General features: G+C 67.0%; 13 protein-coding genes and 1 tRNA gene. 8 read left to right on the top strand and 6 right to left on the bottom strand.

From position 1 onward, the window contains the following. Positions 1 to 31: 31 nt before the first annotated feature. The gene (locus tag P2T57_RS15900) at positions 32 to 181 is read right to left on the bottom strand and encodes a hypothetical protein (protein ID WP_276300198.1); all 150 of its coding nucleotides are present in this window, start codon (positions 179 to 181) and stop codon (positions 32 to 34) included. 274 nt (positions 182 to 455) lie between these two features. Between P2T57_RS15900 and P2T57_RS15905 the strand changes: the two genes are divergently transcribed. Then, on the top strand, positions 456 to 3,656 hold the full coding sequence (locus P2T57_RS15905) for a type 2 lanthipeptide synthetase LanM family protein (RefSeq protein ID WP_276300199.1): 3,201 nt from the start codon (positions 456 to 458) through the stop codon (positions 3,654 to 3,656). Between the two features lie 103 nt (positions 3,657 to 3,759). On the opposite strand, the gene P2T57_RS15910 is transcribed toward P2T57_RS15905, so the two are convergent. Continuing rightward, positions 3,760 to 3,882, bottom strand: coding sequence for a hypothetical protein (locus P2T57_RS15910; RefSeq protein ID WP_276300200.1), 123 nt, complete (start codon positions 3,880 to 3,882; stop codon positions 3,760 to 3,762). A 390-nt stretch (positions 3,883 to 4,272) separates the two neighbouring features. On the opposite strand from P2T57_RS15910, the gene P2T57_RS15915 reads away from it, so the two are divergent. The 6 genes from P2T57_RS15915 (at position 4,273) to P2T57_RS15940 (ending at position 11,825) form a co-directional block, all read left to right on the top strand. Further along, positions 4,273 to 6,282: a hydantoinase/oxoprolinase family protein gene (locus tag P2T57_RS15915; RefSeq protein ID WP_276300201.1), complete on the top strand. Its 2,010-nt coding sequence runs from the start codon at positions 4,273 to 4,275 to the stop codon at positions 6,280 to 6,282. Further along, positions 6,279 to 7,889 carry a hydantoinase B/oxoprolinase family protein gene (locus P2T57_RS15920; RefSeq protein ID WP_276300202.1) on the top strand — a complete coding sequence of 537 codons (1,611 nt, stop codon included), beginning with the start codon at positions 6,279 to 6,281 and terminating at the stop codon, positions 7,887 to 7,889. The genes P2T57_RS15915 and P2T57_RS15920 overlap by 4 nt, the downstream gene beginning before the upstream one ends. 447 nt (positions 7,890 to 8,336) lie before the next feature. Beyond that, a complete protein-coding gene (locus P2T57_RS15925; protein ID WP_276300203.1) occupies positions 8,337 to 9,284 on the top strand; it encodes a DUF4129 domain-containing protein in 948 nt (315 codons plus the stop codon). Continuing rightward, positions 9,281 to 10,054 carry a DUF308 domain-containing protein gene (locus tag P2T57_RS15930; RefSeq protein ID WP_276300204.1) on the top strand — a complete coding sequence of 258 codons (774 nt, stop codon included), beginning with the start codon at positions 9,281 to 9,283 and terminating at the stop codon, positions 10,052 to 10,054. Before P2T57_RS15925 ends, P2T57_RS15930 begins: the two co-directional genes overlap by 4 nt. Beyond that, a complete protein-coding gene (locus tag P2T57_RS15935) occupies positions 10,051 to 11,328 on the top strand; it encodes a DUF58 domain-containing protein (RefSeq protein WP_276300205.1) in 1,278 nt (425 codons plus the stop codon). Before P2T57_RS15930 ends, P2T57_RS15935 begins: the two co-directional genes overlap by 4 nt. Further along, the gene (locus tag P2T57_RS15940) at positions 11,325 to 11,825 is read left to right on the top strand and encodes a DUF7519 family protein (protein WP_276300206.1); all 501 of its coding nucleotides are present in this window, start codon (positions 11,325 to 11,327) and stop codon (positions 11,823 to 11,825) included. The genes P2T57_RS15935 and P2T57_RS15940 overlap by 4 nt, the downstream gene beginning before the upstream one ends. A 521-nt stretch (positions 11,826 to 12,346) precedes the next feature. Here the strand turns inward: P2T57_RS15940 and P2T57_RS15945 are convergent. After that, on the bottom strand, positions 12,347 to 12,523 hold the full coding sequence (locus tag P2T57_RS15945) for a hypothetical protein (RefSeq protein WP_276300207.1): 177 nt from the start codon (positions 12,521 to 12,523) through the stop codon (positions 12,347 to 12,349). 87 nt (positions 12,524 to 12,610) lie between these two features. Beyond that, on the bottom strand, positions 12,611 to 13,561 hold the full coding sequence (locus tag P2T57_RS15950; protein WP_276300208.1) for an AAA family ATPase: 951 nt from the start codon (positions 13,559 to 13,561) through the stop codon (positions 12,611 to 12,613). 102 nt (positions 13,562 to 13,663) lie between these two features. Between P2T57_RS15950 and P2T57_RS15955 the strand changes: the two genes are divergently transcribed. Then, positions 13,664 to 13,749: transfer RNA gene (locus tag P2T57_RS15955), tRNA-Ser, on the top strand. A 74-nt stretch (positions 13,750 to 13,823) separates the two neighbouring features. On the opposite strand, the gene P2T57_RS15960 is transcribed toward P2T57_RS15955, so the two are convergent. Beyond that, a complete protein-coding gene (locus tag P2T57_RS15960; protein ID WP_276300209.1) occupies positions 13,824 to 14,222 on the bottom strand; it encodes a hypothetical protein in 399 nt (132 codons plus the stop codon). A gap of 162 nt (positions 14,223 to 14,384) precedes the next feature. Then, positions 14,385 to 14,897 carry a TspO/MBR family protein gene (locus P2T57_RS15965; protein WP_276300210.1) on the bottom strand — a complete coding sequence of 171 codons (513 nt, stop codon included), beginning with the start codon at positions 14,895 to 14,897 and terminating at the stop codon, positions 14,385 to 14,387. Between the last annotated feature and the right edge of the window lie 166 nt (positions 14,898 to 15,063).

A 15,063-nucleotide genomic window follows, 5' to 3' on the forward strand; every position in this document is an offset into this window, starting at 1 on the left:
TCCGAAGCGCCGATTTTCGGTCGTGGCCGGTTCAGAACTCCATCCGGTCGTCGTCCGTACCCATACACACCGGGTCGTCGGAGATGTGACAGTTCGAATTGCCGATGACTGCGCGGTCGTCGGTTTCGTCGTGGGCCGGTTCGTACTGTGCTTCGAGGGAGTCACTAATGTCTCGTGTCATCGCATCTCATGATTGGGTACGAGTAACAATAAAAGTTTTCTATAAAATAATAGAAATATATCACGAAGCGGTAGTTGTCTATCGGACGACAAGCTATCGCTCTGTGGGAAGAATGGAAATCTAGGAAATATAAATACTGCTTATAGCAATATACTAATTTATTTAGGCATGCTTATTATTTCTCTTGTCGAGGGTTCTCCGGACGGACCTCGTTTATTTCTCCGATGGCGACGGAAAATACTTAACCACGCTCCGGGTCACGTTCCGGCCACGAATGCGACAGAGCCTTCTCGCCGACTGCGCAGTCCGGTCTCGCTCGCTGGCCGCACTCGTGGATGCGACCGAGGAGACCCCACTTCCGGCCGACACCGCTCCCGCCGACCTCGTGGCAGACTGGCGCGAGGTCTTCGACTCCGAAGCGGCCTTCCGAGACCGACTCGGCCTCGCGGGTCTCACGCCCGAAACTGTCCGCGAGGACCTCGACGCGCCGTCCGACGCCGACGTGACGATTCCGCCGGCCTTCGAGACCGCCGAGCGAGTCGTGGACCGCGCGGTCGAGTGCGATTCCGCGGCGGTCGAGTCGCTGGTCGCGCGCCACGCCGACTCGCCGTTCGTCCAGTTGGTCGCGCCGCTTGCCGTGGCCGTGAGCGACCGTTTCTCGCCCGAGGCCGACCTCGCACCGACCGCGCGCGAATCGCTGGACGACTGGCTGTTCGACCGCCTGACGGCCGCTTTCCGGCATCCGCTGTTCATTCAGTTCAAGGCCCACCAGCAGGTCGAGTACCCCGACACCGACTTCGAGGACCGCGGGGATTCGACGGCGGTGTACGACGAGTTCGTCGCTGGCGTCCGAGACGCCGACTACGAACCCGTCTTCGAGACGTACCCCGTCTTGCTCGAACTCCTCGGCGTCGTCGCCGACCAGTGGGTCCGACTCGCCCGCCGACTGTCCGACCGCATCTCGGCCGACAGAGACGCCCTCTCCCGGACGTTCGCCGACGGCGAGGACCTCGGTCGAGTCGCGGACCTGACCGCGCTGTCCGACGACCCCCACGGCGACGGCGAAATCGTGTGGGGCGTCCACTTCGAGGCCGACTGCTCGGTGGTGTACAAGCCGCGGTCGGTCGCCGACGAAGCGGCGTTCGGCGAACTCCTCGACTGGGTGAACGACCGCGTTTCGGCCCCGGACCTCGACGCGCCGACGGTGCTTGACCGCGGCGAGTACGGGTGGGCCGAGTTCGTCTCCCACCGGCCGTGTGACTCCTCGACAGCGGTCGAACGCTACTACGAGCGGATGGGCGTGCTGACCGGACTGGCCTTCCTCCTCGGTTCGACCGACTTCCACCGCGAGAACGTCGTCGCGTCGGGCGACCAGCCAATCGTCGTGGACCTCGAAACGGTCCTCTCGCCGGGGTTCGACGACCCCAGCGGTCCCACGTCGCCCGCGGTGTCGTCGCTGGTGGAGAACACGGTCCTCGAAACCACGCTGGTCCCGTTCACGAGCGACCTGAACGACGACGGCGTCGAACCGTTCACCGACCACGGACTTTCGGAACTGGATTCGGTCGAGGTCGAACGCGAGTCGACCACGTTCGTCCGGCCAAACACCGACGCGATGGACCTGATTTTCCGGTCAGACGAGCATCTGGACGGGACGAACCTGCCCCGACTCGACGGCGAAATCGTCCCTGTAGAATCCCACCTCCCGGCGCTCAAACGCGGATTCAGCGAGGTGACGGCGACCGTCTGCGACCACCGAGAGGCGTTACTGGCCGCCGATGGGCCGCTTCAAGCGTTCGAGGGCTGTGAGTTCCGGTACCTCCTCCGGCCGACGCGCCACTACGGGTCGAAACTCGTGGAGTGTACCTACTCGTCGCAACTCCGGTCGGGTCTCCAGCGGTCGCTGGCGCTCGAATCGCTCTACAAGACGTTCGTTCCCGAGCGGGACGGCGACGGTGGCGATGACGACGCTGGCGGGGGCGACGGTAGCGGTGGTGACGGTGACAGTGGCGACGACCTCTGGAAACTCGTGGACGCCGAGAAGTCGGCGCTCCGGCGGTTCACCGTTCCCCGGTTCACGGTTTCGGCCACCGGGCGGGAACTCCGGGACGCCCGCGGCGAATCACAGGGCGCGTTCGCCGACCGGTCGCCGCTGGCCCGCGCTCGTCAGCGAATCGCCGACCTCGACCGGCACCGAATCGACGCGCAACTCCACGTTCTGGACCTCGCGTTCGACGGACCGTCGGTTCCCGACCCGGTATCTGCTCCGCCCGCTGACCGAGGGACGTGGGTGCCCGACGCCGACGAACCGGCCGCAGTCGCGTCGAACGCGGCGGCGGCGCTCGGCGAGGCCACGACGACGTACTCCGACGGGAGCGAGCAGTGGGCGGAACTGGTCGGGTCGCCGGGAAGCGACCCCGTTCGAGTCCACGAATCGAAACTGAACCTCTACGAGGGGGCCGCGGGCGTCGGCGTGTTTCTCGCGGCGGCGGCGGTCGTCCTCGGCGAGGAGGAACTCGCAGACCGGAGCAGGCGAGTCCTGAAACCCGTCAGTTCGACCTTCGAAACCGGCGAGGACGACCACCTCGGTATCGGCGGCACGACCGGAAAAGGGTCAGTCGCGTACGGCTTGGTCGCGGCGGGCGACCTCCTCGGCGACGACGACTTGGTGGACTGGGGACGGAGGGCCGCCGGTCGGACTACGCGAGAGGAGGTCGCCGCCGACGAGGACCTCGACGTGATGGGTGGCGCGGCAGGCGAACTCCTCGCCCAACTGGCGGTCCACGAGCGAACAGGTGACGGCGCGGCGCTGGACCGAGCGCGGTGGTGTGGCGACCGTCTCCTCGACGCCGCCGTCGAGACCGACGCGGGCTACCGGGTGCCGACGACCGGAAACGGGCGAGCGGACGACTACCGGCCCGGATTCGCGCACGGCGTCGGCGGCATCGGGACCGCGTTGGCCAGACTCGGCGAGGCGACCGGCGACGACGAGTACGCCCGAGTCGGTCGTGAGGCGCTCCGATTCGACGCCGAAAGCTGGCGGGACGGCGACCAGCACGCCGAAAGCGAGACCATCTGGGGATGGTGTAAGGGTGCGGCGGGGGTCGGCGTCGGTCGCATGGCGGTCCCCGAGGACGCCCGAGACGAGTCGCTCGACGCCGCGCTCCGGGACAGTCTGCGGACCGGCCTCAGCGTGGACGATTCGGTGTGCTGTGGCTCCGTCGGTCGGGCGCTGTTCATGGTCGAGGCCGGCGAGGCCTTCGACAACCAAGCCCTTGTCGAGCAGGGCGAGACGCTGTTTTCGGCGGCGCTCGAACGCGCTCGCCGGGAAGGTCGGCTTCGGTTAGGCGTCCACCTTCCGGAACTACCTAACCTCGGGTTGTTCACCGGATTGGCGGGGGTCGGCTACGTCGCGCTCCGGTTGGCGACCCGCGGGACGGAAACCGACCTGCCGAGAGTGACGCGACTGCTATGAGAGCGCCGCTCCCGTAGCAACGACTCCTCGACTCGATTCCTCGCAGAATAGTTCGGCGTCTCCGACCAAGGCGACGTCGGTTTCGGACCGACGATTCGGGTCGTTACTCGCTACTGTAGCTACACACCGGGTCGTAGAGCGTGTCGCAACCCGCGACCGTCTCGTCGGTTTCGTCGTGGCTCTGTTCGTACTGCGATTCGAGCGAAGTGGTAACGTCTTGTGACATTGCATGCCATGCTAGATTATAATTAAACATAGTACTTTTGGATAAAATTTATCTGTCTCGATGAGTCAGCCCGCGACCGTTCCGGATGCCGTTGTCCCTCGGCGGCCGCGGTTCGGGGACTCCCGTGAGCGGGTCACGTCGTTTTATCATTTCCTCAAAGAATAATTCAATTCCTAAAGTAACGTATTTATTGCTTTAAGACTCCAAATCATTTCTTACTATCTCCATCCGGCCGTAGCCATCCGGTAGTCGGGCCGCTATTCGGGAGCGGACGCCACCGGATGGCCGCCGTCCCTCGGGGTGGGGTTCCGCAAACGTCAACTATTACCGCCCATGGCGAAATCCAAGTCTCATGAACCACCGCCACCGCTCCACAGGGGGGTCGGTCCCGTGACCGACCGCATCCGCGTCGGCGCAGACGTCGGCGGCACTTTCACCGATGTCGTGCTTCTGACCGCCGAGGACCGTCTCGTCACCGCGAAGGTGCCCTCCACCGAGGACCAGAGCGCGGGCGTCTTGGAGGGAATCCGGAAAGCCTGTCAGAAGGCCGACCTCGAACCGCGAGACATCGACGCCTTCTCGCACGCGATGACTGTCTCTACGAACGCGCTCCTCGAAGAGACCGGCGCGAAGACCGCGCTCGTCACAACCGAGGGGTTCGGCGACGTGCTGGAAATCGGCCGACAGGACCGGCCCGCGCTCTACGATTTGGACGCCGAGAAACCAGACCCTCTCGTCCCCCGGCGCAGGCGCTTCGAGGTCGCCGAGCGGGCGACCCCCGAGGGTGTCGAAACTACTCCGGACCCGGATTCGGTCCGCGAGGTCGCAGACCGAATTCGCCAGTCCGACGCCGACAGCGTGGCCGTCTCGCTTCTGCACGCCTACGCCGCTCCCGAAAACGAGCAGACGGTCGCCGAGATTCTGCGAGACGAGTTGGACGCCCCCGTCTCGGCGTCCCACGAGGTCTTAGCCGCTTTCCGGGAGTACGAACGAACCTCCACGACAGTCGTGGACGCCTACGTGACGCCGAAAATCGACGCCTACCTCGGCCGACTGGTCGAACGCGCCGAGGAGGCCGGCGTCCCGGCCCCTTCAATCATGCAGTCGAACGGGGGCATCGCCGACGCCGAGACGGTCCGGGACCACGCCGTCACGACCTGTCTCTCCGGTCCCGCGGCGGGCGTGGTCGGGGCGGACGCGACCGCAGAGGGTGCGACCGACGCGAAGGGCCTCGTCACCTTCGACATGGGCGGGACCTCCAGCGACGTGAGTCTCGTCAGAGACGGCGAAGTCGAGCGCACCACCGAGGCCGAAATCGGCGGTCGGCCGGTCGGCACGCCGATGGTGGACGTGACGACGGTCGGCGCTGGCGGCGGAAGCCTCGCCCACGTCGATTCGGGCGGCGCGCTCCGGGTCGGCCCCGAGTCGGCAGGCGCGAACCCCGGCCCGGCGTGCTACGGGAAGGGCGGCACCGAACCCACCGTCACCGACGCGAACGTCGTGCTGGGCTATCTCGGTGGTGACACTGCGCTGGGCGGCGAACTCTCGCTAGACGCCGAGTCAGCGCGCGAGACGCTCGCAGAACTCGCCGACGAGGCGGACCTGTCTGGTCCTGTCGAGGCCGCACGCGGCGTCTACCGAGTGGCCAACGCTAGCATGACCCGAGCTGTCCGGGCCGTGACTGTCGAGCGCGGCCACGACCCCCGGAACTTCGCGCTGGCGGCGTTCGGCGGCGCGGGACCGATGCACGCTGTTGGACTCGCCGACCGCCTCGACGTGGGCCAAGTCGTGATTCCGCGGGCCTGCGGGGTCCTCTCGGCGTTCGGCCTGCTGTCCGCGGACGAGACCCGCGACGCGGTTCGGACCTACCGGACTCCTCTCGCCGACGCCAACGGCGAGGACATCGAGTCCGTCCTCGCGGGCCTCGCCGACGAGGCGCGGGCCGACCTGCGCGACCCCCAAGCCGCCGCACTTTCGCGGCACGCCGACCTCCGGTATTCGGGCCAGAGCTTCGAGTTGCCGGTCGAGGTCGGCGAATCGTTCGACCCTCGTGCGGTCGCCGAGCGATTCCACGAGGCCCACGAGACGGCCCACGGCTACCGGATGGACGAGGAGGTCGAACTCGTCGGTCTCCGGGCGCGAGCCACCGTCGCCCGCGAGACGCCAGCGGTCGCCTACCGGGCCGACGAGGACCCGAAAGTCGCCTCCCGCGAGGCCAACTTCGGCGGGGAGTTCCGCGAGACGCCGGTCTACCGTCGAGAGGCGCTCCCGCCCGGCGAGGAGTTCGCTGGACCGGCCATCTGCGAGCAGGCCGACAGCACGGTGGTCGTGCCGCCCGAGTGGCGGGCACAAGTGCAGGCCGACGGGACGCTGGTGCTGGAAACGGAGGTGGCACAATGACGGGAGACATCGACTCCGTGGAACTCGAAATCCTCCGGAACCAACTGGAGAGCGTGGCCGAGGAGATGGGCCAAGTCCTGATTCGGGGGGCGTACTCGCCGAACATCAAGGAGCGCCGAGACTGCTCGACCGCGCTGTTCGACGCCGAGGGCCGGATGATTGCGCAGGCCGAACACATCCCGGTCCACCTCGGCGCGATGCCAGAAGCGGTCACAGCGGTCCGGGAGTTGGACCCCAAACCGGGCGATACCTTCGTCGTCAACGACCCCTTCGAGGGCGGGACCCACCTGCCGGACGTGACGCTGGTGTCGCCGCTCGCGCCCGACGAAGCAGATGGCGAAATCGTCGGCTACGCGGTCTCTCGCGCCCACCACGCCGACGTCGGCGGGATGAGTCCGGGGAGCATGCCCGCGGGCGCGCGAGAGATTTATCAAGAGGGCCTGCGCCTGCCGCCGGTCCGCCTCGCCGAGGACGGCGACATCTGCGAGGACGTGATGGCTCTCCTGCTGGCGAACGTCCGGACACCCGACGAGCGCCGGGCCGACCTCCGCGCCCAGATGGCGGCCAACGACCGGGCCGACGAGCGCGTCGGCGAACTTCTCGGCGACCACGGCGACCGACTCCTCTCGGCGTTCGACGCCGTAATCGACTACTCCCGCGAGCGAATCGAGGCGGAACTGGCCGCCCTGCCCGACGGCGAGTACCGGGCCACCGATTTCTTGGAGGGCGACGGCGTGACCGACGACGATGTGCCAATCGAGGTCGCGGTCGAAATCGAGGGGTCCTCGCTGTCGGTTGATTTCTCGGGTACCGCCGACCAAGTAGCGGGCAACCTCAACGCGCCGCTGTCGGTGGCCAAGAGCGCGGTCTACTTCGCGGTCCGGTGCGTGACAAATCCCGAGATTCCACCGAATCAGGGTTGCTACGCGCCAGTCTCTGTCAGCGCGCCGGAGGGGTGCCTGCTCAATCCGACGCCGCCCGCGGCGGTGGTCGGGGGCAACGTCGAGACGAGTCAGCGCGTCACCGACGCGGTGTTTCGGGCGCTGGCAGAGGCCGCCCCAGAGCGCGTCCCGGCCGAGGGGCAGGGCACGATGAACAACCTGATAATCGGAAGCAGAGCGGGCGGGTTCACCTACTACGAGACCATCGCGGGCGGATTCGGCGCGAGAGCGACCAAGGACGGCATGGACGCCGTGCAGGTCGGGATGACCAACACGCTGAACACGCCGGTCGAGGCGCTGGAAGCCGAGTACCCGCTCCGGGTCGAACGCTACGCGGTCCGGCCCGACAGCGGCGGCGCGGGCGAGTTCCGCGGCGGTCTGGGACTGGAGCGAAGCGTGACCGTCGAGGAGGACGCCACCGTGTCGCTCCTCACCGAGCGCAGACGCCACGCTCCTCAAGGCCGGAACGGTGGCGAATCGGGCGCGCTCGGGGAGAACCGCATCGACGGCGAGCGCGTCGGCGCGAAGACCACCCGAGAAGTCGAAGCGGGGACCACCGTCACCGTGCTGACGCCCGGCGGCGGCGGGTACGGCGACCCGCAGGAACGAGACGACGCGGCCCGTGAGCGCGACCGAGAAGACGGGAAAGTAACTGACGAAACGTGAGTAGGGAACATTCTCGTCCTCCTTCTCTCTTAGAAATAATTTGGTGTTTTTAACACCACAATAGTAGTCTTAGAGATTGTCTTAGTTATGTTCGTATCCGCTTTTTGTGTCCTTTCGCTTTCTGGCGCGCGTTGGTGCGGCCCGAAGGCCGCACCTCGCGTGCGAGCGACGAGTGAGCGACCGAACGAAGTGAGGGTGTGAGCGAGGAGGTTGGGGAGGCGTGAGGACCGCAGTCGCGGTCGGTGCGGTGCGGCGATGCGCTGAGTCGCCAGTAGCGTTTCCGGACCTGAACGCTCCTCGTCGCTCGGGGAGGTCCAGAAATCGTCGGCGCGAAGCGACTGATTCCGACGACTCGAAACATAATTTCCGACTCACAGCCGATAAACGAACGTCGATTCTCGCAGACGAGGCAGAACCTCTAAGTTATCAATCCTGCTACCTCCCTCCGTGGACCGTGATACCGCACGCCCCGTCGCGCTCGCGCTGTTGGCAGTCGTCGCTCTGGGCATCGCCGCCGCCACGCTGAACTCGGCGGTGACGACCGACTCGTCGGGCGGATTCGGCATCGGGCCGCCCGCGTCGAGTCAGGGCGTCCAGAACGGCAGTCAGCCCAGTTTCGAACTCGGCAACCAGACGACGAACGCGACCGGGACGTTAGGGATGGACATCCCCTGCTACGCCGTCTTGGACACGTGGTGGGCTATCGCGGCCATCCTCGGCGGATTCGCGCTCGGGGGCTACGTCGCCTACCGCCGCCTCGGCGGTATCGGGGTCGTGGCCTACGCCGGGCCGGTGGGCATCCCCCTGCTGTTCGCCCACGCCATCCTGACCCTCTGTACCGACCCCGCCCAAGACGCTCGGTCCTCGCTGTTCAACCGGGGCAACGTCTCGCTCGCCCCCTCCGGCGGGAGCGGCGCGCCCGGCAGTAGCACCGGGACGACGGTGACCGACCCCTCGTTCCTGCTGATGGCCGGGTTAGCCGTCGCCCTATTGGCGGCGGTCGCGCTCCTGTTCGTCTCCTCCAGCGGCGACGACCCCGAACCGGACGAGGAGTTCGCCGAACCCGACGACTCGACCGACGTGGCGGCGGTCGGTCGGGCCGCGGGCGAGGCCGCCGACCGAATCGAGACCACGACTGACGTGGACAACGAGGTCTTCCGGGCGTGGAACGAGATGACCGACCACCTCGACGTGCCCAATCCCCGGTCCAGCACGCCCGCCGAGTTCGCCGGCGCGGCGGTCGATGCCGGGATGGCCCGCGAGGACGTGGACCGACTGACCTCGCTGTTCGAGGAGGTCCGGTACGGCGGCGAGGCCCCGACCGAAGAACGCGAGGAGCAGGCGCTCGAAGCCCTGCGCAGAATCGAGGACGAGTACGCGGGTGATGGTCGATGAGCGACGACGACCACCCGATTCTGACCACTGCGGGTATCGTCGCGGTCGCTGTGGGCCTGCTATTCGTCTTCCAACCCGGACTGGCCAGCGCCATCGGCACGGGCTACGCCGCAGTCACGATGATTGGCCTGCTGGCCCTGATTCAGGGGATTCGAGTCGTCCGCTCTCGGCAGGCCACCGACCTGCGGGCCGCCGAGACCCCCGACGTGGAGACAGTCGAGTCGATGCCGACCCCCGGCGACGAGTTCGACGAGACGGTCGCCGAACTGCGCTCGGGACCCCGCCGGGTCCTCATCCGCGAGCGGGCCGACCTCCGGGACGCGCTGGAGGAGGCCGCGCTGACCGCCGTCGCCGACCGGGAGAACTGCTCGCGCGACGAGGCCGCCGACTTGCTCGACGCCGGGACGTGGACCGACGACCCGCACGCCGCGACCTTCCTCGGTGGCTCCGACGCGCCCTCCCCGCCCCTCCTCGACCGGATGAAAATCGCGGCCAGCGGCGAGTCGCCCTTCCAGTTTCGGATTCGCCGGACCGCCGACGCGGTGGCGCGGGCCGCCGGCGTCGAGGCCGACGCGAGTGATGGAGGCGGCAGGAGCGATGGCGGTGGCGGAAGCGATGGAAGCGGGAGGTCCGGCACCGGGAGGACCGGTGGCGACGGAACCGATAGCGACGAGTCAGCGACCCGAGCAGGCGACGGTCCGACTGACGACGCCGAGGCGACTGGGAGAGAGCGCGACGGTTCGGCCCGGAAGACGGAGGTCGAAGCATGAAGTCGATTCGTGAAACCAACCGGTGGCGAGGAGTCAGCGCGGTGGCACTGCTGGCGGGGTCGCTCGGGGTGCTGTTCAGTCGCCCGCTGGTCCTGCTGTCGGGCGTCGTCGGCGTCGCGTTCGCGGCCTACGCCCGGACCGCAGGCACGCCCGAACCCCAACTGGACGTGACCCGGACGATTAGCGACGACGAACCCCTGCCGGGCGACGAGGTGGAGGTCCGACTCACCGTCGAGAACGTCGGTGACTCGATGCTCCCGGACCTCCGAATCGTAGACGGGATTCCCGACGCCCTGCCCGTGACTGGCGGGTCGGCACGCCTCGGGACCGCACTCAGGCCCGGCAAGCGCGCCAGTCTCGAATACACCGTCGAGGCCGAGCGCGGGGAACACGAGTTCGACCCCGTGATTGCGATTACCAGAGACTTCAGCGGCGCAATCGAGGTCGAGACCGAGGTCGAGTGCGAGACGGCCATCAGGTGCGTTCCGAAACTCGGAACCACTGTGGACGTGCCGCTCCGCGCCCAGACCACCCAGTACACCGGTCGGGTCACGACCGACACCGGCGGGTCGGGCGTCGAGTTCCACGCGACCAGAGAGTACCGGCCGGGCGACCCACTCTCGCGGGTGGACTGGAATCGACTGGCTCGGACCGGCGAGTTGACCACCGTCGATTTCCGCGAGGAGCGCGCGGCCAGCGTGGTCGTGCTGGTAGATACCCGCGAGAAGTCGTATCTCTCGCGGGGCGACGACGAGCGCAACGCGGTCCAGTTCGGCGTGGACGCCGCGGGCAAAATCGTCACCAAACTGCTGGATGCGGGCGACCGAGTGGGGCTGGCGTCGCTCGGCCCGGAGATGTGCTGGCTCGCGCCCGGCGCTGGCCACGACCATCAGGCCCGCGCTCGGAGCCTGCTGGCGACCCATCCGGCCTTCTCGCCGGTCCCCTCCGACCAGATGTTCTACCCGACGACTCGGCTCAAGCAGATTCGCAAGCGACTGCCGGCCTCGACGCAGGTCGTGTTCGTCACGCCGCTGTGCGACGACTTCGGGGCAGAGGTCGCCCGGCGAATCGACGCCGAGGGCCACCTCGTGACGGTGGTGAGTCCGGACCCGACTGCGACCGCGACCTCGGGCCAGCGGTTCGCCCGGACACAGCGCAAACACCGTGTCTCGAAGCTCAGGCAGGCCGGCATCCGGGTCGTGGACTGGGACACCGACGAGACATTCGGCGTCGCGTTGGCTCGGGTGGCCCGCGTCACGGGAGGGTCGGTGTGACCCGCGAAATCGACCGGTCGCCCGCCCGCCTCTCGTCGGCGCTGGCAATCAGCGCGGCGGCGCTCTCTGCGGGGGCCAGTGCGCTGTCCTCGACCACCGCGCTGGCGGGCGGCCTCGCCGGGTTCGCGCTCCTGACGGTCGGCGTGGTCGCGGGGTCCCGGCGCGGCATCACGCTCGGCGCGGGGGTGTTGCTCCTCGGGTCGCTCGTCGGGGGTCTGCTCTCGGGGGCGGCCTACCTCCTCTTGCCGGGGGTCATCGCCACGGTGCTGGCGTGGGACTTCGGCGAGCAGGCCATCAACGTCGGCGAGCAGTTGGGCCGGACAGCCGACACGACCCAACTGGAGGCCACCCACGCGGCGGGTAGCACCGTGGTCGGCGTCGGCGCGGGGGCGCTTGGGTACGGGGTGTATCTGGTCTCCTCGGGCGGGCAACCGGTGACTGCGCTGGTGTTCCTGCTGTTGGCCGCGGTGGTGCTGACCTCGGCGCTCAGGACCTGAGACGCGGTTTCGATTTCACGTCCTTCGCTGACTGTCTTTCAGCCTGATTGCGCTTGGTGTGACTGAGAACTCGGCGCGTGCTGGCGTCTTGCCGAACGAAGTGAGGCAAGGCTCGTGGGAGCGTGTCTCCCACGGCGCGGCGTCTCGTCGTCCTGCTGAGCGAAGCGAAGCAGGGCTCGGAAGACGCGGTTTGTCTTCCGGTGCCGCGCCGAACCGCGCGAGGGATGAGGCTTGCGAGACGCTTCGCGTCTCGCTGATCTGTGAACGCAGTTCACAGACATCGCAGGCCCCGGCCGAGAAGCGCAATCGGTTGGGGAGGGTGTGGCCCGCGGTTGCGGTGCGGTCGCGGAGCGGTAGACGGCTTTGCTCACGCCTGATGCTACCTCCTCGGTGTCGGCGTCTCCCGAGCAGTCGAAATTCTCCACCGAAACCTCCGAGCAATCAAAATCTGAGAGCAATAGAGACACAAGCTAAAGAACGAATTAAGCTAGCAAAACAAACAAATACAATTCTCAAATTGGCTATCCGCGCATCTCACGCTGAAGCCGTCGCAGTTGGCGCTCGACCTTCCGGGCCTGCTCCTCGGCGTTCGGGTCGAGGTCCGCGAGTCCTTTGTCTTCGTCTGTTACCTCCTCGTCGTCTGTTACCTCTCGCTCCTCGGACTCCTCCGCCTCCTCCCCGTCGGCGTCTCTGTCCATACCCGCAGGTGGTCGGGGAGTTGATGTAAACCCGAGCCAAGCGGAGTGAAAGTAAAGCCGAGTCGGACGCCGCGGCGCAATCCGGCGCTACTCGACGGTCGGCACCGGCACGTCGTCCAGCACGCGGTCCACGACGGCGGACTTGTCCACGTTGTTGACCTGCGCGTCGGGCGTGAGGACAACCCTGTGCGCCAGCACCGGCTGAGCCACTCGCTTCACGTCGTCTGGCGTGACGAACTCCCGGCCGCACATGGCGGCGTAGGCTCTGGTGGCCTCGAACAGGCGCTGGGTCCCGCGAGGAGAGACGCCGACTTGGACGCGGCGGTCCTCGCGGGTCTCGCGGGCGACGTTGGCCATGTATTCCAGCAGGTCGTCGTCCACGCGGACCTCCTCGGGGACTTCCCGGAGGTCGGTCACGAGTTGCTGGTCGAGGACCGTCCCGACCGAGGGACTCTGGGCGGAGCGACCCGCGCGCCGCCGGAGGAGTTCGTACTCGCCCTCCACGTCGGGGTAGCCGATGGACGACTTGACGGCGAAGCGGTCCACTTGGGCCTCGGGCAGGGGGAAGGTCCCCTCCTGCTCGACGGGGTTCTGGGTGGCGATGACGAAGAAGGGCTTGGGGAGTTCGTGGGTGTCGCCGTCCACCGTGACTTGGCCCTCCTCCATGGCTTCCAGCAGGGCGGCTTGGGTCTTGGGCGGCGCGCGGTTGATTTCGTCGGCCAGCACGACGTTGGCGAAGATGGGACCCTCGTTGAACTCGAAAGTGCGGTCCTGCTCGTTGAACACGTGGGTCCCGGTCACGTCGGCGGGCAGGAGGTCCGGCGTGAACTGGACCCGCGAGAACGAGAGGCCGAGTGCCGACGCGAAACTCCGGGCGGTCAGGGTCTTGCCCGTCCCCGGCACGTCCTCGAGGAGGGCGTGGCCGCCTGCCATCACGCCCAACAGTACGGTTTCGAGAAATTCTCTGTCCGCGATGACTGCGTTCCCGATGGTGTCGAGGACTGACTCGCACCGCTCGTTGGCCTCGGTTACGTCCATACCCTACCCCGAGTAGTGGCACCCGCTTGAAGGTGACGGTCGTCTGAACTCTGCGAACCGAATCGAAATCACTAAGTCGGAGAGGGCAGTAGGATGAGGTGAGCCGAGGTAGCCTAGCCTGGCCAAGGCGGTTGCTTCGAGAGCAACTGTCCTTCACGGACTCAGGCGTTCAAATCGCCTCCTCGGCGCTTTTCCAACTTACAACGCTTCTTAGCTGTGATACCGTCGTTTTCGTACTCCTGTAGACCGGTGTCCAGAGCGTTCAGAACAAGAACATGAAGTTGTGGACGCCGAGCGCGCCGTACCACACGCCAGCAGAGGAGTACGTCACGACCCGAAATGCAGTCGGATACTCGTCGGGTGCCCACTCGTCGGGGGCGAGTCGGGCGACGAGTTCGCCGCTCTCGGCCAGCAGGGCCACGCCGACGACGGCGAGGACCACCGTGACCAGCACGCCCGTTACCATCCCGAGTTCCTGCATCAGCGTTCGGGTGAGCCACATCGACTCGTAGACGTCGTCGCGGAGCGAGAGGACCGTCACGGTGCTGATGGCGTCGAGCGCCTTGCCAGCCAGTGCCACCGCGAATAGCGTAGCACGGTCCGCGCCGACCCCGAAGCGCCCGCCGTCGATGGCGTAGGAGGGAACCGAACTGTTCGACACGTCGCGTGAGACGCCGGTCGCGTCCTTTGTTATGGACCGCAAAAATCGGCAGTAACTGGGGTCCAATCCGACCGCAGGGCCTCGTTGTCGGCAGTAACGACTCGATACCGCCGTGGTCCGGCGGCCACCGGCGGCGGGGACTGTCCCGTCGTTCGCGCGGCTTCAGTTCAGTCGCCAAATCTCGTAGTTCAGCGCGGTGGCGAACCCGACCCAGACGAGGTACGGGACCAACAGCGCGGCCGCTCGGCGGTCGATGCGGGCGAACGCCGCCATCGTGGCTAGAATCGTCGCCAGCAGGACGGCGATGACGACCAGACCGCCGAAGATGGCCTGCGACCCGAAGAAGACCAGCGTCCACGCGGCGTTCAGCACCAACTGCGCGCCGAAGACGGCGAGCGCGACCTGTCGGATTCGTCCTCGGTCGCTTCGCCAGACCAGATACAGCGCCACGCCCATCAGGAGATACAGGGTGGTCCAGACCGGCCCGAACACCCAACTCGGCGGCGTGAACGCGGGTTTGGCCAGCGTGGGGTACCACGTCGCCACGTCGTTGGCCGTCAGAATCGAGGGGACGATTCCGGCGAGTTCGCAGACGAGGACCGCCCCGACGAGGACCGGCCAGTTGGGACCGGTTCCGTCGTCGCGGGCATTGCGGATGCTTTCGATGACGCTCATGGTGGGTCGTAGGTCGGCGAGCGGGAAAGAGGTGGAGGTCTCGACGATTTTGGGTCGCTCTGAGTCGTCATCGTCTCGACTATTACCACAGAAATCGTCGGGATGAAAGCCCCTTGAAGCCCTCGGTCGCTCGCGGTCGCTGACAGTCGGCCAGCCGCGACTCTAC

Source organism: Halorussus lipolyticus (genome assembly GCF_029338375.1).
Classification (GTDB): Archaea; Halobacteriota; Halobacteria; order Halobacteriales; family Haladaptataceae; genus Halorussus; species Halorussus lipolyticus.

Excerpts from the sequence above, each read along its gene's own strand:
- P2T57_RS15930 (WP_276300204.1), top strand. The coding sequence starts at position 9,281 with ATGAGCGACGACGACCACCCGATTCTGACCACTGCGGGTATCGTCGCG.
- P2T57_RS15965 (WP_276300210.1), bottom strand. The coding sequence starts at position 14,897 with ATGAGCGTCATCGAAAGCATCCGCAATGCCCGCGACGACGGAACCGGT.
- P2T57_RS15945 (WP_276300207.1), bottom strand. The coding sequence starts at position 12,523 with ATGGACAGAGACGCCGACGGGGAGGAGGCGGAGGAGTCCGAGGAGCGA.
- P2T57_RS15910 (WP_276300200.1), bottom strand. The coding sequence starts at position 3,882 with ATGTCACAAGACGTTACCACTTCGCTCGAATCGCAGTACGAACAGAGC.
- P2T57_RS15950 (WP_276300208.1), bottom strand. The coding sequence starts at position 13,561 with ATGGACGTAACCGAGGCCAACGAGCGGTGCGAGTCAGTCCTCGACACC.
- P2T57_RS15900 (WP_276300198.1), bottom strand. The coding sequence starts at position 181 with ATGACACGAGACATTAGTGACTCCCTCGAAGCACAGTACGAACCGGCC.
- P2T57_RS15905 (WP_276300199.1), top strand. The coding sequence starts at position 456 with ATGCGACAGAGCCTTCTCGCCGACTGCGCAGTCCGGTCTCGCTCGCTG.
- P2T57_RS15935 (WP_276300205.1), top strand. The coding sequence starts at position 10,051 with ATGAAGTCGATTCGTGAAACCAACCGGTGGCGAGGAGTCAGCGCGGTG.
- P2T57_RS15920 (WP_276300202.1), top strand. The coding sequence starts at position 6,279 with ATGACGGGAGACATCGACTCCGTGGAACTCGAAATCCTCCGGAACCAA.